17 protein-coding genes and 1 tRNA gene are annotated in these 22532 nt (G+C 74.6%); 7 read left to right on the top strand and 11 right to left on the bottom strand.

From position 1 onward, the window contains the following. Positions 1-57: 57 nt before the first annotated feature. Complete coding sequence (locus ACWGB8_RS23785; protein ID WP_452215579.1) at positions 58-1710, bottom strand: choice-of-anchor A family protein; 1653 nt, start codon at positions 1708-1710, stop codon at positions 58-60. A gap of 250 nt (positions 1711-1960) precedes the next feature. Here ACWGB8_RS23785 and ACWGB8_RS23780 point away from each other — a divergent pair, with 250 nt between their 5' ends. From ACWGB8_RS23780 to ACWGB8_RS23770, 3 genes are all read left to right on the top strand, one after another. Continuing rightward, positions 1961-2674 (top strand): 4'-phosphopantetheinyl transferase family protein, encoded by a 714-nt coding sequence (locus tag ACWGB8_RS23780; RefSeq protein WP_452215578.1) that lies wholly within the window; start codon positions 1961-1963, stop codon positions 2672-2674. Between the two features lie 162 nt (positions 2675-2836). Further along, on the top strand, positions 2837-3367 hold the full coding sequence (locus ACWGB8_RS23775) for a hypothetical protein (RefSeq protein WP_452215577.1): 531 nt from the start codon (positions 2837-2839) through the stop codon (positions 3365-3367). 20 nt (positions 3368-3387) lie between these two features. After that, positions 3388-4224 (top strand): helix-turn-helix domain-containing protein, encoded by an 837-nt coding sequence (locus tag ACWGB8_RS23770; RefSeq protein ID WP_452215576.1) that lies wholly within the window; start codon positions 3388-3390, stop codon positions 4222-4224. 39 nt (positions 4225-4263) lie between these two features. Here the strand turns inward: ACWGB8_RS23770 and ACWGB8_RS23765 are convergent, their stop codons facing one another. The 6 genes from ACWGB8_RS23765 to ACWGB8_RS23740 form a co-directional block, all read right to left on the bottom strand. Next, the gene (locus ACWGB8_RS23765) at positions 4264-4719 is read right to left on the bottom strand and encodes a hypothetical protein (RefSeq protein ID WP_452215575.1); all 456 of its coding nucleotides are present in this window, start codon (positions 4717-4719) and stop codon (positions 4264-4266) included. Between the two features lie 106 nt (positions 4720-4825). Further along, the gene (locus ACWGB8_RS23760; RefSeq protein ID WP_452215574.1) at positions 4826-5776 is read right to left on the bottom strand and encodes an amidohydrolase family protein; all 951 of its coding nucleotides are present in this window, start codon (positions 5774-5776) and stop codon (positions 4826-4828) included. Then, positions 5773-7407: an acyl-CoA dehydrogenase family protein gene (locus ACWGB8_RS23755; RefSeq protein ID WP_452215573.1), complete on the bottom strand. Its 1635-nt coding sequence runs from the start codon at positions 7405-7407 to the stop codon at positions 5773-5775. The genes ACWGB8_RS23760 and ACWGB8_RS23755 overlap by 4 nt, the downstream gene beginning before the upstream one ends. Continuing rightward, complete coding sequence (locus ACWGB8_RS23750; protein ID WP_452215572.1) at positions 7391-8140, bottom strand: TetR/AcrR family transcriptional regulator; 750 nt, start codon at positions 8138-8140, stop codon at positions 7391-7393. Before ACWGB8_RS23750 ends, ACWGB8_RS23755 begins: the two co-directional genes overlap by 17 nt. A gap of 271 nt (positions 8141-8411) precedes the next feature. Further along, positions 8412-9848 (bottom strand): S28 family serine protease, encoded by a 1437-nt coding sequence (locus ACWGB8_RS23745; RefSeq protein ID WP_452215571.1) that lies wholly within the window; start codon positions 9846-9848, stop codon positions 8412-8414. Between the two features lie 189 nt (positions 9849-10037). Next, entirely contained in the window at positions 10038-10931 is an 894-nt protein-coding gene (locus tag ACWGB8_RS23740) for a S1 family peptidase (protein ID WP_452215570.1), read from the bottom strand. A 262-nt stretch (positions 10932-11193) separates the two neighbouring features. On the opposite strand from ACWGB8_RS23740, the gene ACWGB8_RS23735 reads away from it, so the two are divergent. Further along, the gene (locus tag ACWGB8_RS23735) at positions 11194-12048 is read left to right on the top strand and encodes a metallophosphoesterase family protein (RefSeq protein ID WP_452215569.1); all 855 of its coding nucleotides are present in this window, start codon (positions 11194-11196) and stop codon (positions 12046-12048) included. A 114-nt stretch (positions 12049-12162) separates the two neighbouring features. On the opposite strand, the gene ACWGB8_RS23730 is transcribed toward ACWGB8_RS23735, so the two are convergent. After that, positions 12163-14712 carry an ATP-dependent Clp protease ATP-binding subunit gene (locus ACWGB8_RS23730; RefSeq protein ID WP_452215581.1) on the bottom strand — a complete coding sequence of 850 codons (2550 nt, stop codon included), beginning with the start codon at positions 14710-14712 and terminating at the stop codon, positions 12163-12165. Positions 14713-14914: 202 nt separating this feature from the next. Further along, positions 14915-14989, bottom strand: a tRNA-Val gene (locus tag ACWGB8_RS23725). 294 nt (positions 14990-15283) lie between these two features. Between ACWGB8_RS23725 and ACWGB8_RS23720 the strand changes: the two genes are divergently transcribed. The 3 genes from ACWGB8_RS23720 (at position 15284) to ACWGB8_RS23710 (ending at position 18779) form a co-directional block, all read left to right on the top strand. Then, positions 15284-16552, top strand: coding sequence for a hypothetical protein (locus tag ACWGB8_RS23720; protein WP_452215580.1), 1269 nt, complete (start codon positions 15284-15286; stop codon positions 16550-16552). 140 nt (positions 16553-16692) lie between these two features. Continuing rightward, complete coding sequence (locus ACWGB8_RS23715) at positions 16693-16914, top strand: FmdB family zinc ribbon protein (RefSeq protein ID WP_452215568.1); 222 nt, start codon at positions 16693-16695, stop codon at positions 16912-16914. A gap of 245 nt (positions 16915-17159) precedes the next feature. Beyond that, positions 17160-18779: a multicopper oxidase family protein gene (locus ACWGB8_RS23710; protein WP_452215567.1), complete on the top strand. Its 1620-nt coding sequence runs from the start codon at positions 17160-17162 to the stop codon at positions 18777-18779. An 89-nt stretch (positions 18780-18868) separates the two neighbouring features. Here the strand turns inward: ACWGB8_RS23710 and ACWGB8_RS23705 are convergent, their stop codons facing one another. Both ACWGB8_RS23705 and ACWGB8_RS23700 read right to left on the bottom strand, forming a co-directional pair. Beyond that, positions 18869-19738 carry an HAD family hydrolase gene (locus ACWGB8_RS23705; RefSeq protein ID WP_452215566.1) on the bottom strand — a complete coding sequence of 290 codons (870 nt, stop codon included), beginning with the start codon at positions 19736-19738 and terminating at the stop codon, positions 18869-18871. Between the two features lie 9 nt (positions 19739-19747). After that, positions 19748-22486, bottom strand: a complete 2739-nt coding sequence (locus ACWGB8_RS23700; protein ID WP_452215565.1) for a phosphoribosyltransferase — start codon at positions 22484-22486, stop codon at positions 19748-19750. Positions 22487-22532: the final 46 nt, after the last annotated feature.

Here is a 22532-nt window from a genome sequence, read left to right as displayed (position 1 = left end):
CCCGGCCGGCTGCCGGGCGGCCTCCGCGTGTTGTCGGACGGCGCGAGGGGTCGAGCGCTAGCTGTGGCGTCCGCGCCGGCGGGCGACCAGGACGGCGAGGCCGCCGAGGGCCAGCACGCCGACCCCGGCCAGGCCGAGGACGACGGGCCCGTTGCCCGCGCCGGTGGAGGGCAGCTCACTGCCGCCGGCGGAGGAGCTGTGGCCCGGGTGGTGGCCGGTCGGGTGGCCGGAGTGCGAGGTCGGCCGGTCGGTCGGCCTGGTCGGCGAGCCCGAGGGCGAGGCCGGTGTCGCGGTGGGGGACGTCGGGGTCGCGGTGGGGGACGTCGGCTTCACCGTCGGCTTGGTCGGCGAGGACGTGGGCTTGGTCGGCGACGAGGTCGGCTTGGTCGGCGAGGACGTGGGCCTGGTGGGTGAGGACGTCGGCCTGGTCGGCGACGAGGTCGGGGACGTCGGCGAAGAGGTCGGCGTGGTCGGTGAGGACGTCGGCGTGGTGGGCGAAGAGGTCGGCGTGGTCGGTGAGGACGTCGGCGTGGTGGGCGAGGAGGTCGGCGAGCCCGAGGTGGTGGTGGCGGTCGGGCTCGGGGTGGTCGCGCAGTCCGGGAGGTCCCCGTCGAACGGGTAGCTGTGGATCTCGTACCCGCCGGTGCCGGTGTGGATCAGGTTGCCCGCCAGGTAGACGCGGCCGTTCAGCCCGGGCATGGCGATGGTGGTGGTGCCGGCGGTGTTGCCGGCCATCACCGAGCCCTGGAACTGGGCGCCGCCGAGCAGCCGTACCGAGCTCGCGGTCGGGAAGTTCCACATCAGCCTGGAGCGCAGCTCGGTGGTCGGGTCCCCCGCGAGGCCGGTGCCGGTGTAGGTGTTGATGATCGCGTCGTCCTTGAGCACGTTGACGAGCACGGTCGCACCGCTGGGGATGCCGGCGAAGACCAGGCCGATCTGCCGGCTCGCCGTACCGAGGTCCTGGGTGACGTTGAAGACCTGCTTCGCGCTGCGGCCGTCGCCGGTGAAGGTCGCCTCGGAGTTGGTCACCACCACGGTGCCGGTGGCCGCCGCGGCGGCGATGCAGGTCGAGGTGTCGACGATGGTGTCGAGCACCGACCGGTAGGGCGCCCCGGCGGCCGGGTCCTGGATCGCCCGGCCGGTCGGCGCGATGTCGGTGGCCCCGGTGAGCGTGCCGCCGTACTTGATGTCGCCGAAGGCGGTCACCAGGTTGAGGTCGCTGCCGCCGGTGATGAGCGTGTTGCCGGTCTTCACGTCGATGCTGCCGCCGGCCGTCACGAAGTCGGTGCCGTCCGGCGGGACGACCCGGGAGCCGACGCCGACCACGGCCATGTTGTACGAGCCGCCGGCGCCGCCCGCGATGTCCTTGTCGATGGTGAGGTTGCCGAGCGCGACCACCTTGCCCTCGGCCTCGGCCGCCCGGCCGTTGACCGTGTAGTCGCCGCCGGTGAAGACGTTGATGGTGGCGTCCCGACCCTGGAAGGCCCCGTTGTGCGGCGGCAGCCAGGTGTTGGGGCAGTCGTCGCCCGAGCAGGGGCCCAGCGGCGGGGCGAGCGGCGCGGCCGACCCGATGCTGAGCACGGCCGCCATCGGCAGGACGGCAACGGCGGCGGCCACCGCCACCCGGGCGGTGCTGCGGCGCCGACGCGCCGGGGGGATCCTTCGGTCGGCGGTGGCTCTCTGGACCGGCTCGCCGGTGCCCTGACTCATCGACACAATCCTCCGTACGCGGGAAGGGGGGCAGGTCGCACGATCACTGCCACAGGGTGGATGATCCGCTCAATTCAGGACATCCCACACCATAGGGAACCATCCGCTCGAAACGGATGACTTGTCATCGTCGGAAGATCATTCGAACGGCCGACCGGTTCGACGGCAGTCGGCCGAGCGGCCGGCGGACGGCTCCCCGAGCGGCAGGGCTCCGGCACGGGCCACCCCGAGCAGGCTCTAGGTTGGGGACATGACTTCCCAGCAGCACCCGGGCTCCGGCTCCCCGCTCGTCACCCTCTCGGCCGGCGCCGACGTCCTGCGGCACCCGGAGGCGGGCGAGCACCTGCTCACCGAGGCCGAGCGGGGCCGCGCCGCGGCGTTCCGCATCGAGGCGGCGCGCACGGACTACCTGGCCGCCCACATCCTCGTCCGGCTCTGCGCCGGGCGGCTGCTCGGCCTCCCGGCCGACCGGATCGTACTCGCCCAGGAGTGCCCCGACTGCGGGCGCAGCGACCACGGGCGGCCGTTCCTCCCCGACCACCCGGAGGTGCACGTCAGCCTCTCGCACACCCGGGGCGTGGTCGCCGCCGCGGCCGGGCCGGGACCGATCGGGGTGGACGTCGAGCTGGCCGGCCGCGGCAGCGTGCCCGAGGTGCTCCAGCGGGTGCTCACCCCGGCGGAACTCCGGCTGGTCGAGGCGCACCCCGAGCCCGGCCGGGCGTTCCTGCGCCAGTGGGTGCGCAAGGAGGCCCTGATCAAGATCGGCCGGGCCGCCCTGGACACCCTGGCCCGTACCGACCTGTCCGCACTGCCGCTCGACGTCCCGCCCGGCGAGGCCCTGCACAGCCGCTACCTCGACCTGCACCTGCTCGACTGGACCGAGGGCGCGACGGGTCCGGCCGAGGGCGCCGTGCTCGCCGCGGTCGCCGCCGAACCGCCCCGCCTGGTACCGCTCGGCGGCTGAACCGGGGCCCGCGGCGAGCGGCGACCGGCGGGGGCCCGAACGCTCGCGACCCGGCCCGGGGAGCGCCGGATAAGCGGTGCTAGCTTGCTCGGGGCGTCGGAACCCGGCGCCCCGGCTGCCCGGCCGGGCAGCCCCCGTACGGACAAAGGGTGCCCGTCAGCCATGGCCAAGTTCCTGCTCAGCCTGCACGTCCTCGCCGCGGTGCTGTTCATCGGCCCCGTCGCGGTGACCGTCAGCATGTTCCCGCGCCGGGCCCGGGCGGCCCTCACCGGCGGGCCCGAGCAGACCGCCGACACCGCGATGCTGCGGCTGCTGCACCGGATCACCCAGGTCTACGCGCTGCTGGGCCTGGCCGTCCCGATCCTGGGCATCGGCGTCGCGCAGGTGATGGACATCCTCGGCGACACCTGGCTGATCGTCTCGATGGTGCTGACCGTCCTGGCGGCGCTCTGCCTGCTGCTCTTCGTCCTGCCCGCGCAGCAGGCCGCCGTCGACGCGCTGGAGCCGGAGGCCGACGGCGCTGCGGCCGGCGGCACCACCGGCGGCTCCGCGGTCGACACCGCCCGGCCGACCCGGGCCGCGGCTCTGAAGGGCCTGAAGACGCTGCCGATGACCGCCGGGGTGTTCAACCTGCTCTGGGCCGTCGTCACCGTGCTCATGGTCGTCCGCCCCGGTTCCACCACCGGGGCCTGACCACCGGTACCGTCTCGTCCATGACGACGACGGGGATCGACACCGGGACGACGGCGGCGGCGGGCGTGGGGGTCCTGCTGCGCGGCTGGCGCGAGCGGCGGCAGCTGAGCCAGCTCCAACTCGCCCTGCAGGCCGACTCCTCCGCCCGGCACATCAGCTTCATCGAGACCGGCCGCTCCCGGCCCAGCCAGGAGATGGTGCTCCGGCTCGCCGAGCACCTGGACGTCCCCGTCCGGGAGCGCAACGCGCTGCTGCTCGCCGCCGGCTACGCCCCGCAGTACGCCGAAACGCCCCTGGAGGACCCGGCGATGGACTCGCTGCGCGCCGGGCTGGAGCGGCTGCTGCTCGCCCACGACCCGTACCCGGCGATCGTGGTCGACGGCACCTACCGGGTGCTGGCCACCAACCGCAGCATCGCACTGCTGCTGGACGGGGTCGCCCCGCACCTCCTGGAGCCGCCGCTCAACGCCATGCGGATCACCCTCCACCCGGAGGGCCTGGCCCCGCGCATCGTCAACCTGCCGAAGTGGCGCCGGCACCTGCTGGAGCAGATGGAGCGCCAGATCGCGCTGGTCCGCTCCGAGTCGCTGCGCGCGCTGTACGAGGAGGTCAGCGCGTACCCCGCGCCGGAGACCCCGGCCGCGGCGGACCCCGGGGCGGACGACACCGAGCTGTTCCCCTTCGCGCTGCCGATGCGGGTGGCGTACCAGGGGCGGGTGCTGTCCTTCCTCTCCACCATCGCCACCTTCAACACGCCCATGGACGTGACCGTCTCCGAGCTGGCCATGGAGACGTTCCTCCCGGCCGACCCGGAGACGGTGGCGTTCCTGCAGGCGGCCGTGCCGACCGCCGGGTAGCGGTGCCGGCAAGCCGCTGGGTGGCGGCGCCGCGACCTTTCAGGCGGTACGGCCCGACAGCCCGGCCCGGACCCTGCGCAGGGCCAGGAACTGCAGCACCGCGAAGCCCAGCACGGTGGCCGCCTGCAGCGGGATCCAGACGAACCCGGCGGTGGTCGGCGACAGCCACACCTCCATCGCGACGATGCTGAGCACCGGCCAGACCAGGTTGGCGTCGATCACGGCCTGCACGGCGAGCACCGGCGGCTTCCGGCGCGCGGCCAGCACCCCGACCGCGAGGCCGTACACGAGCAGGAAGAGGCCGATCTCCAGCAGGGCACCGGCACCGACCCCGAGCAGGTCGCCGAGCGCGCCGGAGAACGCCGCGTAGGCGAGGCCGTTGCCGCCGGTGACCACGGCGTCGAGGGCGAGCAGGCGGCGCAGCACGGTCGTCGCGGGGGTCTTCGGGGCGGTGGCGGTGGCGGTGCCGGCGGCGGCGAAGGTGTTGGCGGACATGGCGGATCGACCTCCGGGTGCGGTGGGGGTGCGGTCCGGGGCTTCGTGGCCGCCCCGGCCTGATGACTCCACTCTGCCCGGAGGCCGGTGAGGGGTCGATTACCCCTCAGGTAATGCCGCCTGCTCCCCCGGTCCTGCCCGGTGCGTCGTCGATTGCGCCCGGCCCGTCGGCGGTGAGGCCGAACAGCCGGGCCGCGTTGTCGTGGCAGACCGCCCGCAGCCACTCCTCCCCCAGGCCGAGCCCGGCCAGCACCTCCAGCTGGTGCAGGTACGGGTACGGGATGTTCGGGAAGTCGCTGCCGAGCAGCACCCGCTCGCGCGCCGCCGCCAGCCGCGGCAGCGCGGCCGCCGGGAAGGGCCAGTCCCGTTCGGTGAAGGCGGTGAAGGCCATCGTGGTGTCCAGGTGGACGTTGGGCCGCAGCTCCACCAGGTCCAGGAAGTCGGCGTACTCGGGCAGTCCGAGGTGGGCGACGACCAGGGTCAGCCGGGGGTGCCGGGCCAGCACGGCGCCGATCGGCCCCGGCCCGGTGTGCTTGCCGGGCACCGGGCCGGACCCGCAGTGCACCACCACCGGGGTGCCGCTCGCGGCGAGTTGCCCCCAGACCTCGTCGAGCAGGGGGTCGGCAGGATCGTAGCCTCCGACCTGGAGGTGCGCCTTGAAGACCCGGGCGCCCGCCTCCAGGGCCTGCCGGACGTAGGCCGCCGCCCCGGGCTCGGGGAAGAAGGTCGCGGTGTGCAGGCAGTCGGGGGTGCGGGCGGCGAAGCCGGCGGCCCAGCCGTTGAGCCAGGCGGCCATACCGGGCCGGTGCGGGTAGAGCATCGCGGTGAACGCCCGGACGCCGAACTCCCGCAGCCGCGCGACGCGTTCCGCCTCCGCCTGGCGGTAGGTGATCGGCCAGGGGCGGCCGACCAGCGGGCCGGCCGCGTCGAAGTACGCCCACACCTTGTCGAGGACGTTCTGCGGCATGAAGTGGGTGTGCACGTCGACGAGGCCGGGCAGGCCGAGGCCCTGCCAGAAGGCACGGACCCCGGCCGCCTCGTCGGCGGGTGGCCTCACGCCGGCACCGGGCGGGCCCGGTCGATGATCGCCCCGGTGTCGGCGCCGGACGGCAGGGTGCCGAAGGCCGCGCCGTGGTCGCCGCCGAGCCGGGAGGCGCAGAAGGCGTCGGCGACGGCCGGGGAGCCGTACCGGACCAGCAGGGCGCCCTGGAGGGTCAGCGCCATCCGCTCCACCAGCCGGCGGGTGCGGTACTCCAGGTCGTCCCGGTCGCCGAGCTGCTTGCGGAGGTCCGCGACGGCGGCGTCGAGACGGCGGTCGGCGCCCGCGGCGGCGTCGAGTTCGCCGAGGAAGGCGTCCACGGTCTCCGGCCGGCGCGCCATGGCCCGCAGGGCGTCCAGGGCGGCGACGTTGCCGGAGCCCTCCCAGATCGACACCAGCGGCGCCTCGCGGTAGAGCCGGGGCATGCCGGACTCCTCGACGTAGCCGTTGCCGCCCAGGCACTCCAGCGCCTCGGCGGCGTGCGCAGGACCGCGCTTGCAGACCCAGTACTTGGCGACGGCGAGCCCCAACCGCCGTACCAGCGCGTCGGTTTCGTCCCCGGCCAGCGCTCGGTCGGTGGCCTGGGCGAGCCGCATGGCGACGGTGGTGGCGGCCTCGGACTCCACCACCAGGTCGGCGAGGACGTTGCGCATCAGCGGCTGGTCGACCAGCGCCGCGCCGAACGCCCGCCGGTGCACGGCGTGGTGGACGGCCCGGGTGGCGCCCAGCCGCATCCCGGAGGCCGCGCCGATGGTGCAGTCCAGGCGGGTCATGTTGACCATCTCGATGATGGTCGGCACGCCGCGGCCCTCCTCGCCGACCAGCAGCCCGACCGCGCCGTCGTACTCGATCTCGGCGGAGGCGTTGGACTTGTTGCCGAGCTTGTCCTTGAGCCGCTGGAGGTGCAGGCGGTTTCGGCTGCCGTCCGGCAGGATCCGCGGCAGGACGAAGCAGCTGAGCCCGCCCGGCGCCTGCGCGAGCGTCAGGAACAGGTCGGACATCGGCGCGGAGGTGAACCACTTGTGGCCGGTGAGCCGGTAGCTGCCGTCCGGCTGCGGGGTGGCGGTGGTGGTGTTGGTGCGGACGTCCGAGCCGCCCTGCTTCTCGGTCATCGACATGCCGGCGATCAGTCCGCGCTTGGTGTGCGGCTCGCGCAGCCCGAAGTCGTACTCGGTGGAGGCCAGCAGCGGCTCGAACTCCCGGGCCAGTTCCGGGGTGGCGCGCAGGGCGGGCACGGCGGCGTAGGTCATCGAGATCGGGCAGGTGTGGCCCGCCTCGACCTGGCCCCAGACGTAGAACTTCGCGGCCCGCGCACTGTGCGCGCCGGGCCGGCCGTCGCGCCAGGGGGCGGCGTGCAGCCCGTGACCGACGGCGGTGCGCATCAGCTCGTGCCAGTACGGGTGGAACTCCACCTCGTCGATGCGGTGGCCGAAGCGGTCATGGGTCCGCAGTACGGGCGGGTTCTCGTTGGCCAACCGGCCCCACTCGGCGGCGAGTTCGGAGCCGGCGAGGCGGCCGAGCTCGTGCAGTTCGGGTTCGGCCCAGCCGGCGCCGGCCCGGTGCAGGGCGGCGAGCAGGGCCGGGTCGGCGGCGGTGTCCTGACCGTACGGCAGGGGCACCTGGTTGGTGACCTCATGCGTCGCTGTCATCGCGTCCTCCCAGGGCACGCAGGGTGAAGGAGACCAGGGCGGGGACGACCTCGGGCGGGTTGTCCCGTGGAGCGGCCGGGGGTGTCCCGGTGGTATCGGGTGCCACGTTGGCAGTGGTGGTGGCGGCGGCAGTGGTGGTCGCGGTGGCCGTGGCGGCGGTGGTGGCCGCGGCGGCGGCGGTGCGGGCGCGCTCGGCGGCGGGCGCGGCCGCGAGCGGCCCGGCGAGGGCCTCGCCGACCGCGCCGACCAGGGCGGCGGCGGTCAGCTCCGGATCCTGCTCGGGGAGCTGCCCGGCCGCGACGGCGGCGGCGATCTCGGCGGCGATCACGTCGCGGAACGCCAGCCGGAACACCAGGCGTTCGGCGTCCACGACGGCATCGGCGGGCTCGACCAGCAGGGCGTACGCCAGCCGGGGGGCGCGCAGGGCGCGGCCGGCGAAGGTCTCGACGACGGCGGCGATCCGCTGCTGCGGGGAGTCCCGGCGGGCGACGGCCTCGGTCACCGCCGCGATCTCCCGGGTGACCACCCGGCGGAAGAGCTCGACCGACAGCTCGGCCTTGTTGGCGAAGTGCTGGTAGAGGCTGCCGGTGGCGATCCCGGCGCGGTCCGCCACGGCGGCCATCGAACAGCCCCGGTAGCCGCGTTCGGCGAGCAGCCCCACGGCGGCGTGCAGCACGGCCTCGCGCTGGGCGTCGAGGCGGGCTTGCACGGCGGGGGTGCGGCGGTAGGCCATGCAAAGCATTGAAGCAGAGATTCAGCCCTTCGGGGAGCCCCGCCCGCGGCGCACGCGGGGCCGCCGGGCGCGGGGGCGGCGCGCGGTCCCGCGGTCTCGCGCGGGGCGCGCGGCGGCGTCCCGGGGGCGCGGCGCGGAGCGGCACGCACGGGTCTGTCCGGGGGTCCGGGGGCTCGGAACGGCGCCGGAACGGCGGGGCCGCCCGTCGACGATCGACGGGCGGCCCTCTCCGGCAGCCTCGGTACCGGCCCTCCGGCCGGCACGGGAACTGCTAGAAGCGGTGCTCGCGCTCCAGGCGCAGCCCCTCCGCGTCCAACTCGCCGAACGGCGGGATCTGGTGGCCCCGGCCGAAGGAGCGCGCGGCGTCGGATTCGCCGAGGCCCGCCCACTCCAGCAGCTTGGCGGTCGCGGCGGCCGACTCGTCCGCCGTGAGCGAGCCGATCTTCGCGCCGTGGTTCGCCTTGGGCGCGGTGTAGACGTAGCTGTCCTCGCTGCCCCACCCGAGCTCGAACGGCTCGGCGCCCCACGGGTCGTTCTGCCCGTAGACGAACATGATCCGCTCGCCGGAGCGCTTCACCCAGCGGTCGATGTCGCGCATCGCGGCGGGGTCGAATCGGGTGCGGATCGAGGCGGGCACCAGGGCGCGCGGCGAGTACAGCTCCGCGTAGTCGTAGCGCAGCACGCCCTTCAGGTGCGCCACGTCGAAGCTCGGGGCGCCCAGTTCGGTGGCCGCCTGGTAGTAGTACGCCGTGTAGCGGGCGAGCGACTGGTCGCTGTTGCTGGTGACGCCCGAGTGGGTGTCGAACCAGCCGTACAGCGCGTCGTCGGTGGCGGTGGCCGCCGGGACGTTCGCGCAGTCCTCCTCGGTGCTGTACTGCCAGAACGCCCAGACCACGTCCAGCACCCCGGCCTCGAAGCCGCGGTCGGCGCTGCCCACCGTGCTGAAGGTGGATCCGGCGGCGGCGTTGTCGGCGGTGTAGCGGGGCACCAACCGGTCGCGGCGGAGCAGGAGTTCACGCTGCGCGGCGCTCAGCGCGGCCCGGCACTCCGCGGTGCCGACGTTCCGGAAGAAGGTGCTGTAGCGCGAGTCCTCGCGGTTGTCGGCGTCGTTCGGCGCCACGTACGAGACGGTGGCGGCCACGTCGTCCGGGTAGAAGCGGCGGTGGTAGACCGAGGACATGCCGCCCTTGCTGGCGCCGGTGGAGATCCACTCCTGCCCGTAGATCCGCTTGAGCGCCGTGATGATCCGGTGCGAGTCCGCGGCGGCCTGGCGGATGCCCGCCTTGGACCAGTCGGCCGGCTCCGGACGCGACGGCGTGAAGTAGCGGTACTCGATGGAGACCTGGTTGCCGTCGACCAGCCGGGTGGGCTCGGTGCGCGAGGGCGTGGTGCCGAGCGTGTAGCCGTTGGTGTAGAAGACGGTCGGACGGTCCTCGGCCTTGTGCAGCACGCTCAGCCGCTGCTGGAAGGTGCCGAGCCACGGCCGGAAGTGGTCGACCGGCTGGGTGTAGGTGAGCAGGAAGTAGCGGTGGCCGGTGGTGGTCGGCTTCTCCTCGGTGACGGCCATCCCGGGGATCGCCGCGAGCCGGTCCTTGATGTCGGCGGGCGCGGCGGCCTGCGGTCCGGCGAACGCCGGGGTCGCGAGACCGAACGCGAGCAGGGGTACCAGCAGCGCCGCGGTCAGCAGTCTTCTGAGCCTGGTGGGCATCGACTCTCCATCGTTTCAGCGGTTTCCAAGGGTGGTGCGGCCCGCGGCTCGGCCGCCGGGGGACGGCCGAGTGGGCCACCCGCGGTTCGCGGGCGGCCCACCGGGGTGGTTCGGGGCGGTGCGGTGGCGGTTCAGGGGTGGCGCTTCAGCGGTGGTTCATAGGTGGTGCGGGGGTCACGCCGGCGCGGATCAGGGGCGCGGCAGGGTGCAGCCGGCCCGGGTCAGGTCGAGCCGGTTGCCGACCGCGAAGCAGGCGGGGATGGTGTAGGTCTGCTGGGCGTAGTTGATGCCCTTGCGGACCGTCACCTTGCCGTTCTGGTCGACCTCGCACGGGTTGTTCACGGTGCAGGACTGCCCGCTCTCGTTGCCCGTGTTGTTCACGGCCACGACCTGCCCGGTGGAGGCGTCGACGACCGGCGAGCCGGAGGTGCCGCCGATGGTGTTGCAGGCGGAGGTGTAGCGGAGCGAGTCCTTCCAGGTCCAGCTCCCCTCCTTGAGCCGGTACACGAAGCCGTCGACCGAGCAGGAGTAGATCCGCTTCCAGTAACCGGAGACCACCTTGATCGCGGTCCCGGCCACCGGGTGGCTCGCGGAGACGGTGAGCGGGGCGATCCCGTACCGCGACTGGATGGCCGAGTAGGTGGTGTTCAGCTGGTACAGCGCCACATCGGTGTCGGTCATCGTGCCGTAGACCAGCTTGTTCGCCTGGAGCGTGGCGACCTTGCCGCCGGAGGCGTTGAGCAGCGAGAAGGTGCGGCTGGAGGCCTTGTTGACCAGCACCTCGCCCGGGCCGGGCATGCCGGTCTCGATGCAGTGGCCGTTGGAGAGGATCAGTGCGGGGTCGCCCGCGGCCGAGCCCGGCAGGCGGACCAGCGAGCCGGAGCAGTTGCTGAGTGCCACCGTGCCGGCGAAGTTCACGGCGGCTGCCGCACCGGCGGTCTCGGCCGGGGCCTCCTGAACGGAGGGCGCGGCGACGGCGGGGGCGGGGGAGGTTGTGGCGGCTGCCGCGGGGGCGGCCCCTGCCAGGGCGGTGGCCCCGGTGAACAGGAGTGCGGCCAGCGTGCCTATGAGCGGCTTCTTCATGAGAGACCTCTCGTCGTGGGGGTGCACCAAAGCTGGCGCGGACATGACGAGTTGTCAAGAGGTCGTCCGTCCACCACCCTTGCCGCACCCGGCCGCCGGCGGCCCACCGCCCCTCCCGCACCACGGCGCCCGCCGCCCACCACCCCCGATCGGTCGCCCCCGATCGGCCGATCCCGCGCACGCAGCCGCCCCGCCCCCGTACTGTGGCGCCAGAAGCCGGAGTGGACCGACACATGCGAAGGACGGGGGACCGAGGCCGACCATGACGACGACCCGAGGACCGGAAGGGGCGGGCCGCCTGCTCGCCGTCAGCGACCTGCACGTCTCCTACCGGGAGAACCGCGAACTGGTCGAGAAGCTCGAACCCGGCCACCCCGACGACTGGTTGATCGTCGCCGGCGACGTCGCCGAGCGCACCGACACCATCGAACGGACCCTCGCCCTGCTCGCCGGACGGTTCACCCGCGTCATCTGGGCCCCCGGCAACCACGAACTGTGGACCCACCCCGAGGACCCGGTCCAACTGCGCGGCGTCGCCCGCTACAGCTACCTGGTCGAACTCTGCCGCAGCCTCGGCATCACCACCCCCGAGGACCCGTACCCCGTCTGGGAGGGCACCGGCGGACCGGTCGCCGTCGCCCCGCTCTTCCTGCTGTACGACTACACCTTCCGCGCCCCCGGCACCACCACCAAGGAGGAGTCGCTGGCGGCGGCGTACAGCAGCGGCATCGTCTGCACCGACGAACACCTGCTGCACCCCGACCCGTACCCCGACCGCGACTCCTGGTGCCGCGACCGCGTCCGGCTCACCGAGCAGCGGCTCGCCGCCCACGACCCCGACCTGCCGCTGGTCCTGGTCAACCACTACCCGCTGGTCCGGCAGCCGATGGACATCCTCAGGTACCCCGAGTTCGCGCAGTGGTGCGGCACCGAGCTCACCGCCGACTGGCACCGCCGCTTCAACACCGCGGCGATGGTCTACGGGCATCTGCACATCCCCCGGGTCACCGAGTACGACGGCGTGCGCTTCCAGGAGGTCTCACTCGGCTACCCGCGCGAATGGCGCCCCCGCGGCCTGCCCGATCCGCTGCTGCGACCGGTGTTCCCGGCCGCCTGACGCGCAGCGGCCGGGCCGGTACGGACGCGCGGCGCCCGCGCCCGTGCGGACGCCCGGGCCCGACGGACGCCCCGGCCGGGGCACTCCCGGCCGGGGCGTCCGCGTACCCGCCGCCTAAAGCGTGTCCGACAACTCCTGCTCCGACTCCGGCCGGGTCACGGTCACCGCCAGCTCGCCGTCGGCCAGGTCCGCGACCAGCGTGTCCCCCTCCCGCACCGTGCCGTCCAGCAGCAGGTTGGAGACCCGGTTGTCCAGCTCCTGCTGGATCGTCCGGCGCAGCGGCCGGGCCCCGAACTCCGGCTGGTGCCCGCGGTCGACCAGCCACTCCTTCGCCGCGGACGTCACCTCCAGCCCGACGTCCTGCGCCCGCAGCCGGCGCCGGCTGCGCTCCAGCAGCAGGTCGACCACCGAGACCAGGTCCTCCCGGGTGAGCGCGTGGAAGACGATCACCTCGTCGATCCGGTTGAGGAACTCCGGCCGGAACTGCGCCCGCAGGTCCCGCATCAGGTCGTCCCTGATCCCGTCGACGTCCCCGGCGTGGTCGAGGATCCGCTGCGAGCCGATGTTGCTGGTCATGATGACGACGGTGTTGCGGAAGTCGACCGTCCGCCCCTGCGAGTCCGTCAGCCGTCCGTCGTCCAGCACCTGCAGCAGCAGGTTGAACACGTCCGGGTGCGCCTTCTCCACCTCGTCGAAGAGCAGCACGCTGTACGGCCGGCGGCGCACCGCCTCGGTCAGCTGCCCGGCCTCCTCGTAGCCGACGTACCCGGGCGGCGAACCCACCAGCCGGGAGACGGTGTGCTTCTCCTGGAACTCGCTCATGTCGAAGCGGACCATCCGGTCCGGGTCGCCGAACAGCAGCGCCGCCAGCGCCTTCGCCAGCTCGGTCTTGCCCACCCCGGTCGGCCCGAGGAAGAGGAACGAGCCGGTGGGCCGCTCCGGGTCGCCCATCCCCGCCCGCCCGCGCCGCACCGCCTGGGCGACCGCGGTGACCGCCCGGTCCTGGCCGATCACCCGCTCGTGCAGGTCCTCCTCCAGCCGGAGCAGCCGTTCTCGCTCGGTGGCGTTCAACTCCGCCACCGGGATGCCCGTCCGGCCGGACAGCACCTGCGCGATGTCGTCCGCGGTGACCGCCACCACCCCCTCACGGCCCTCCCCGACGGCCGCCAACTCGTCCTCGGTCTGCCGCAGTTCGGTCTTCAGATTGGCCGCGCGCACGAACTCCTCGTCCGCCACCGCCTCCTCCAGCTCGCGGCGCAGCTTGGTGATGCGGTCCTGCACCGACACCGCCTCGGTGGAACTGCCCAGGCTGCGCAGCCGGACCCGCGCACCCGCCTGGTCGAGCAGGTCGATCGCCTTGTCCGGAAGGAAGCGGTCGCTGACGTACCGGTCGGACAGCGTCGCCGCCGCGTCCAACGCCCCGTCGGCGAAGCGGACCTGGTGGTGCGCCTCGTACGCGTCGCGCAGCCCCTGCAGGATCTGCACGGTCTCCGCCACGGACGGCTCCGGCACCAGGACCGGCTGGAAGCGGCGCTCCAGTGCGGCGTCCTTCTCCACGTACCGGCGGTACTCGTCCAGCGTGGTCGCCCCGACGACGCTCAACTCGCCCCGGGCCAACGCCGGTTTGAGGATGTTGCCGGCATCCATCGACCCCTCGCCGCCGCCTCCCGCGCCCACCACGGTGTGCAGCTCGTCCAGGAACAGGACGACGCTCTGCTCGGCCGCCGTGACCTCGTCGATCACCGACTTCAGCCGTTCCTCGAACTCCCCCCGGTACTTCGACCCCGCCACCAGCGCCGTCAGGTCGAGGGTCACCACGCGCTTGTCCTTCAGGCTGCTCGGCACGTCCCCGGAGACGATCCGCTGCGCCAGACCCTCCACGATCGCCGTCTTGCCGACCCCCGGTTCACCGATCAGCACCGGGTTGTTCTTCGTCCGGCGGGACAGGATCTCCACCGTCTGCTCGATCTCCTCGGCCCGGCCCACCACCGGGTCCAACCGCCCGGCCCGGGCCTCCTCGGTCAGGTCGCGGCCGTACTCGTCCAGCGTCGGCGTGGCACTCGGGGACGCCCCCGCACCGCCGCGCTCCCCGGCCGGCCCGCGGCTGCCCGCGCCCCGGCTACCCACGCCTCGGCCGCCCGCCCCCCGGCCGTCCAGCACCGAGCGCAGTGCGTCCTGCGAGGGCGCCGCCCCGCTCAGCGCCGTCCCCGCACCCGAACGCTCCTCGTCCACCAGCGCACCGAGAATGTGCTCCGGCCCGATGTACGAGGCCCCGGCCGCCTGCGAACGGGCGTGCGCGGCCAGCAGCGCCCGCTTCGCGGCCGGCGTCAACGCGGGTGCGCCACCCCCCAGCGCGTGGTCGCCGGGCGGCAGCGCCTTGCTCAGGTCGTCGGCCAGCCGCTGCGGATCCACCCCGGCCCGTTCCAGCATCCGCCGCGAGGGGTCCACCCGGGTGGCCGCCCACAACAGGTGCGCGGTGTCGAGATCGCTGCCCCCGTCCTCGGCCGCCCGCTGCGCGGCGAGCGAGAGCAGCTCCTGCGAGGACTCGCTCAGCAGCCTCCCGATCGGCACCCGCTGCACGGCGGGCGGGGAGGCCGTGGGGCTCATCCCGAAGAACCGGCTCAGCAGGTCGGAGAACGGATCGTTCGATCCGAACGGGGGCATCGTCACGGTGGACCACCTCTCCTGGACGGTTTGGGCCCACACAAACACAGCTCCCGGCACCCCGCCCGTCGGCACCGCTCAGCCGGTGACGCCCGTCCACCAGGGTGCCCGCCGCACCGCCACCCCCGCTCCCGCACCCGGACCCCGGCCCCGCCGGAAACGCCGTACGCCCCGGACCGCATTCGGTCCGGGGCGTACGTCCTGGTGGGCGCGGACGGTTTCGAACCGCCGACATCCGCTTTGTAAGAGCGGCGCTCTACCGCTGAGCTACGCGCCCCTGGCCGTGGCCTGCTTGAGGCACGACGACAGCCTAGGGTACCTGGTCCCGGGGGTGGTGTGGCGCAGGTGGTCGGGGAGTGGACGGGTGGGGGGTGTGGTGGCGGGGTGCCGGTCGGCGGGGGTGATCGGCAAGAATGGGCGGGAGTGGTGGCGCGGTGGTCGGAGCAGGGAGCGTGGCGTGAGGGTGGCCGGCGGGAGCGGGCGATGCGGGCGGCCGGGACGTGCGGCGGTCGAGGCGCTGTTGCTGCCGCTGGTGGTGGTCGGGGTGTACGGGGCGACGGGGGTGTCGGCGATGGGCGGGCTCGGGGGGCTCGGCGGGGGACGCGGCAGCTGGTGGCGGCGCGGGGAGGGTCAGCGGGCGGACGCGAAGGCGGCGCGGGATGCGGCGCAGCAGGCGTTCTACGAGCTGGACTCGACGCAGCGCGAGGTGCTGCTGGCGGTGGAGACGGTGCGGGCCGCAGAGGAGGGGCCGGCGGCGGAGCGGGCGCTGGCGGACTTCCGGGCGATCTCGGGCCGGGTCGACCAGGTGAGTGTGAACTATCTGGCGGCGCTGGATGCGCATGATCTGGACGCGGAGGAGCTGGAGTCCGGCGCGGCGGCGCAGGCGCGGCGCAAGCTGGAGGACGTGACCGGGCAGCTGGGGGCGGCGCGGCGGGAGCTGGACGAGTTCCTGCAGCGGTTGCAGCCGGTGGTGCAGCGGGCGGAGTCGCAGCTGATGCGGGTGACCCCGGCGGTGGAGGGGGCGAAGCGCTCGCTGCTGGCGGCGACGGAGGCGCTGGAGGCGGCGCGCGGGGCGGGGCTGCGGGCGGACGAGCTGGCGGCGCGGCTGGCGGAGCTGGCGCCCGAGCTGGCGAAGCTGAACGAGGGCGCGGCCCGGCACGGGGTGGCGGGGACGCTGCAGCGGGCCGAGCGGGTGGCGCAGCGGGCGGACGCGGTGGCGGCCGACGCGGGGCAGCTGCCGGAGCGGGCGCGGGAGCTGGATCGGCGGGTGGCGAGTCTGCGGACCCGGATCCAGGCGCTGGAGACGAAGGCGACGACGGTGGAGCCGGCCCTGAGCGAGTTGCGGCGGCGGTTCAGTACGTCGTGCTGGCAGGACCTGCAGCGGGTGCCGGACCAGGTGGCGGAGACCCGCCGGGCGGCGGAGCAGAAGCTGGCGGAGGCGGCGCAGGCCCGCAACGAGCAGCGCTGGGCGGATGCGACGGGTGCGATCGGTACGGTGCGGGCGCTGCTGGACGCGGCGGACGGGTCGGTGGTCGCGGTGAACGAGCGGCTGCGGCAGCTGAACGAGGTGCAGCACGATCCGCAGCGCGAGGTCGAGCGGACGCGCTTCGCCCTGCGGGACGCCCAGCGGCTGGCGATGTCGGGGCGGACGGCCCCGGACCCCCGGCACGCGGCGCCGCTGGATGCGGCGGTGGCCCGGCTGGACCGGGCGGTGGCGCAGGTGGAGGAGGGCGGCCGGCATCCGGACTACTGGCACTTCCTGGGCGAGCTGTCGTCCGTCCGGGAGACGGCGGCGCAGGTGGTGGAGCTGATCCGGGAGGACCTCGGCGGGCACCACTGAGGACGGCCCCGCCGAGCGGGGTGCTTCGGGAGAGCAGAGCCCCTCGGAGGAGCGACGGCGAGGGGGAGCGGCGGCGGGGAGCGAGGGAGAGGAGCATCGGTGCGGGATCGGGCGGGCGGTCCGCGGGTACGCTGCGGGGTATGCCTCGCTACGACTTCCGCTGCCGCACCTGCGGCGCCACGTTCGAACTCCGCCGCGCCATGGCGCAGGCCAACGACCCCGCGGTCTGCCCGGAGGGGCACGAGGACACCGTGAAGCTGCTGTCGGCCGTCGCGGTCACCGGTGCGGCCGAGGGTGCGACCCGTCCGCAGGCGCCGTCCGGTGGTGGCGGTGGCTGCTGCGGGGGCGGCTGCTGCGGCTGAGCCGCGCACCCGACCGGACCCCGACCACACCTCGGAGCCCCGCCCCGACCCTCCGGAGCTCCGGGACCCCGCCCGCCGGAGCCCCGCCCCCGACCCGCCGAAGCTCTGCAACCCCGCCCCCTCTGAGCTCCGGAACCCCGAGCCCGGCCGCCCCCGAACCCCGACCCGTCCCGGGGCCGGGTCGGGGTCGGGCGCGGGCCGTTCCCGGATGTCCGGGGGTGGCCCGCGAACCTAGCGTCGTCGGCATGCCGATACGCCAACTCCTCTCCCGTACGCGCCTCCTGGGGGCACGCGGCCCACGCCGGCCACTCCCCCTCCCCCGCTTCCTGCGCGGGCGCCGGACCCGCCGGGTCCTGAAGGTGCTCGGGGCGGTCGCCGCGGCGCTGGCCGTGCTGCTCGGCGGCGGTGTCACCTGGCTGTACACCGAGGCGCGGGTGTCGACGGTCGGCGCGGTGGACTTCCGGACCGAGCTGGCGGTGCCGCCGCTCGCGGACGCGGTGACGGAGCCGGACGGTACGCGGGTGTTCGACCTGACGATGCAGGCCGGGGAGACGGCGTTCAAGGCCGGTGCGCCGACGCCGACCTGGGGGTTCAACGGCAGCTACCTGGGTCCGACGCTGCGGGCGGTCCGGGGCGAGCGGGTGCGGGTGCGGGTCCGCAACACGCTGCCGGAGGCGTCCACGGTGCACTGGCACGGGATGCACCTGCCGGCCCGGATGGACGGCGGGCCGCACCAGATGGTGGCGCCGGGCGGTGAGTGGACGCCGGAGTGGACGGTCGACCAGCCGGCCGCGACGCTCTGGTACCACCCGCACCCGCACGGGGCGACGGAGCGGCACGTGCAGCGCGGGCTGGCGGGGATGTTCCTGCTCGACGACGCGGAGCAGCGGGCGGTGGAGGGCCTGCCCCGTACGTACGGGGTGGACGACCTGCCGGTGATCGTCCAGGACGTCCGGTTCGACGGTGCGGCGTTCGACCACGGGCTGGGGCTGATGCAGAGCGTCGGGTTCCTCGGCGACCGGACGATGGTGAACGGCACCCTGGAGCCGTTCCGTACGGTCCGCGACGAGGCGGTCCGGCTGCGGTTGTTGAACGCCTCGACCGCACGGGTCTACAACTTCGGCTTCTCCGACGGGCGTTCCTTCGCGCTGGTGGGCACGGACGGGGGCCTGCTGGAGAGCCCGTACGGGACGGACCGAATCCAGCTCTCGCCGGGCGAGCGGGCGGAGGTCGTGGTCCGGATGGCGCCGGGTGAGCGGACGGTGCTGCGCAGCTTCCCGGTCGAGGCGGGGCAGGACTTCTGGAACCAGCGGTTCAGCGGGGGCGACGACTCGTTCGACGTCCTGCAGTTGCGGGCCGCCGACAGCCTTCGGCCGTCCGCGCGGCTGCCGGTGCGGCTGACGGCGGGCTCCGAACTGCCCACCGGGGCGGACTCGGTGCGCGAGCGGGCCTTCGAGCTGCGGATGTCGGGGATCAACGGCCGGAAGATGGCGATGGACCGGATCGACGCGGCGGTGGTGCGGGGCACGGCGGAGACCTGGGTGGTGCGCAACGACAACGGCATGCCGCACAACTTCCACGTGCACGACGTGCAGTTCAGGATCCTGGAGGTGAACGGCGAGCAGCCGCCCCCGCAGTTGCGCGGGCCGAAGGACACCGTGTTCGTGCCCTCGGGGACGACGGTGAAGCTGGCGCTGCGCTTCGACGGGCCGGCCGACCCGGACACGCCGTACATGTACCACTGCCATCTGCTGTACCACGAGGACGCGGGCATGATGGGGCAGTTCGCGGTGGTGGAGCCCGGGCAGCAGGCGGGCACCCCGAAGCCCCCGCAGCAGCACGGCGCGGCGGCCCACCACCACTGAGGCGCCAGTGAGACGCCTCGGAGGCGCCGCGGGCAGCACCGCCGAGGTGCCCCCGCGACGCCCCCGCGGCACTGCGGTGGCCGGACCGCCTACGGGGCGGGCACCGCCGGTGCGTCCGCGGGCGCCCCGGAGCGCACCCGGGCCAGGAACTGCCGGACGATCTCCTCGCCCGCCGCCACGCCCACCTCGTCGAGGGCGGTGACGCCGGGGGCCGTCCAGCCGCGGTCGGCGAGTTCGCCGTGGCCGGGGCGCCAGGCGGCGTCGGCGGCGAGCAGCAGGTCGGCGTCGAGCAGGGAGTCGCCGGCGGAGAGGACGGTGGCGCCGCCGATCCGCCGCTCGACCTCGGCGAGGGCGCCGCTCTTGCTGAGCGGGGCGGGCACGGCGTAGACCTTGCGGCCCTGGAGGGAGACGTTCCAGCCGCGTTCGGTGCACCAGCCGGTCAGCTCGTCCAGCCAGCCGGCGGGCAGCTCGGCGCGCTCGACGACCAGGTAGGCGAAGAGGTCGTCGGCGACCCGGCGCTTGTGGGTCCACTCGGGGTCGGCGGTGAGGGCGAGGTGCTCGACGACCTCCTGCAGCGGGGCGGAGGCGGCGGCGAGCCGGCCGGTGACCTCGCTGCGCCAGTCGGCGTCCGGGACGCCGTTGACGAGCAACTGCCCGCCGTTGCTGCAGATCGCGTACGGGGGGACCCAACCGGGCGTCGGGCCGGGCAGGTTGACCCGCTCGTACTGGGTGCGGGTGCGGGTGGTGGCGGGGACGAGGACGGCCTCGCGGGCGAGTTCGACGAGCAGTTCGGCGGCCTGCTCGGTCATGAAGGACAGCGCCTTGCCGTCGTGGACCTCGACCGAGAGCAGCCGCGGGGCCAGCCGGTCGGGCACGTCGAGGGCGAGGGCGCGGTTGGAGTAGATCAGTGTGCGGTCGAGGTCGCTGGCGACCACGTAACGGGAGGCGGCCGGGGTCATCGGGGCTCCTTACTCCTTCACCAGGACGGCGGTGCCGTCGGCACCGGTCGCACCTCGACTGTATCGGGGGTGGATGAGGCCCACGCAGGTGTACGGCAGGTCGTCCACCTCCTCGACGGGGACGCCGCGCTGGGCGGCGAGCAGGCGGACGTGGTCGAGGTCGGCGCCGCTGCCGCGCCGGGCGAGGATCCGCCAGGGGACGCGGCGCAGCAGGACGCGGGTGGTCTCGCCGACGCCGGGCTTGACCAGGTTGACGTTGTCGATGCCGTACTCGGCGCTGATCCGCTCGACGGCGGCCCAGCCGGCCCAGTCCGGGGCGCGGTCGCCGGCGTCGGCGTCGGCGAACTCGGCCGCGGCGGCCACGGCTTCGTCCCGGACGGCGGTGAAGTGGTCGGCGACGGTGGCGAGGAAGGCGTCGGAGACGTCGGCGCCGGCCAGCTCGGTGTAGTGCTTGGCGCCGTGGAAGTCGTCCGGGCCGATCAGGTCGTCGCGCAGGACGGTGCGCGAGACCAGGCCGGAGACGGTGGAGTTGAGGCAGGCGGAGGGGATCAGGAAGTCGTCCCGGGTGCCGTAGGTGCGCACGCAGCGGCCGGGGTCGGCGAGGACGGCCAGGTCGGCGTCGAAGTCGGTGCCGGCCAGGGCCTCGGCGAGTTCCCGGGTGATGGCGCCCTTGCCGGTCCAGCCGTCGACGAAGACCACGTCGGGGGCGTGGTGGCGGGCCGCGAGGTAGCGCAGCGCGACCGGGTCGATGCCCTTGCCGCGGACGATGGAGACGGCGTAGTGCGGCACCTCCAGGCCGTGGCTGAAGGCGAGCCAGCGGCGGATCAGGATGCCGACGGGCGTGCCGGCCCGGGCGAGCGAGGCCAGCACCAGGCCGGGTCCGCGCTCGCGCAGCAGGGTCTCGGCGACGGTACCGACGGCGAGGGCGATGCGGCGGGCGGAGAGGCGCAGCGCCTGGTGGAACAGCTCCTGGTACTCGGGGCTGGGCTGGTACTCGACGGGCAGCGACTCGGCGTAGTGGGCGCCGCCGTTCTGCACCGCCTCCTCGCGCTCCTCGGTGGGGGCCTCCAGGGCGACGCCGGAGAGGTCCTTCAGCAGCCAGGCGACCTCGTCGGCCCGGTACGAGGAGAACGCCGGACCGTACAGCGGCGCCGGCAGCCCGTCGGCGGCCGCCGGGAGCGGCCGGGACGAACGCTCGGCCGAGGACACGGCCGAGGACATGGCCGGTGACTCGGGCGCCGGCTCGGTCGCCGGCTCGGTCGCCGGCTCAGTGGCCTGCGGGGACAGCACGGTGGCCTCCGGGGTGGTGGCAGGGGCGGTGGGGGCAGGGGTCGCGCGGGCTGCGCCCGCACCGGGGGCGGCAGCGGGAACGGCAGCGGGGGCGGCAGCGGGAACGGCCGGCCGGTGCGAGGGCAGGACGGCGAGGACGACCCGGTCGGTGACGGCCCGCAGCTGCGGCACCAGCGCGTCCGGCCCGTCGTGCAGGGCGGGGGTGTCGGCCGGCCCGTCGACCACCAGGACCACCGCGTCGAAGCGGCGGGCCGGATCGGTGCCGGGGGCGACGTTGTAGGCGTACCGGCGGCCGGGGCCGTCGGCGGGGTCGTCGTGCGCGGGGAACTCCAACCGGGTGCGGATGGCGTAGCCGGGGTCGTCCACCGCGAGGACGGGCGAGCGGGTGGTGGTGGAGAAGCGGACCCGCTGCTCGCCGAGCAGGTCGGCGAGCGCACCGGCCAGCCGCAGCGGTGCGTACATCAGCTCCTCGAAGCCGAGGACGAGCACCCGCTGCTCGCGGCCGTCCAGGGCCTGCGCGATGCCGGTGGCGAGCTGCGGGAGGGCGGCGTCGAGCCGGGCGCGGTGCTCGGCGGTGAAGCCGTGCCGGCCGCCGTCGGGCAGGCCGGCGGGCCACTGCGGTTCGACCCGCAGCAGCGCGGCCGCGGGCCGGTCGCCGGCCTTCCCGGTCGCCCGCGCCCCGGCCGCCGGCTCGACACCGGCCTGCCCCGCACCCGCCCGCACCGCGGCCTTCTGCTCCGCGGCCTTCTGCTCCGCGATCAGCCGGGCGGCCCGCGCCATGACGTCCTCGGGCAGCCGGACGCCCCCGGCGGCGGTGGCGACCAGGTCGAGCCGGGCGCCGAGTTCGTCCGCGGCCTCGGCCAGCCGCCGCCGGTCGGCGTCGGAGCGCAGGTCGACCAGGGCGACGACGACGTAGTGGGTGCGCGGGTGGCGGGCGTGCAGGGCGCGGATGGTGTTGAGCACGGTGTTGCCGGTGGAGAACTCGTCGTCGACCAGCACCAGCGGGCCGTCCCCGCGTAGCCGGTCGAGCACCTCGGGCTCGGCGGGGAGCAGCAGGTGGGAGGTGGCGTGCGAGTGCTCCTCCTCGAAGCCGCCGACCGGCGCGAGGCCGGCCACCGGGCGGCGGGTGGAGTGCAGGCAGGGGGCGTCGAGGCCGTCGGCGACGCTGTGGCCGAGGCCGGTGGCGGTCTCCGCGTAGCCGAGGACGACGGCGCGGGCGGCGCCCTCCTCGCCGAGCAGTTCGCGGACCCGGCGGCCCAGGTCGAGGCCGGCGCCGTGGACCACCGAGGGGTGCTGCGGCACGTGCTTGCCGAGCACGTTGGAGACCAGCAGGTGGGCCCGCTTCGGGTTCTCCCGCAGGGCCAGGCCGACCAGCTCGGGGAGCCGGTCGGAGCCGGTCAGGGCGACGCCGGCCCGGTCGGCGACCCAGCGGCCGGTCCAGTCTTGCTGTGCTGTCACGTACGGGGCCTGCTTTCGGTGATGCGCGGTGGTGCGGTGTCGTTCG

It is taken from the genome of Kitasatospora sp. NPDC054939 (assembly GCF_053610105.1).
This window is presented reverse-complemented; position numbering and strand designations above follow the sequence as displayed.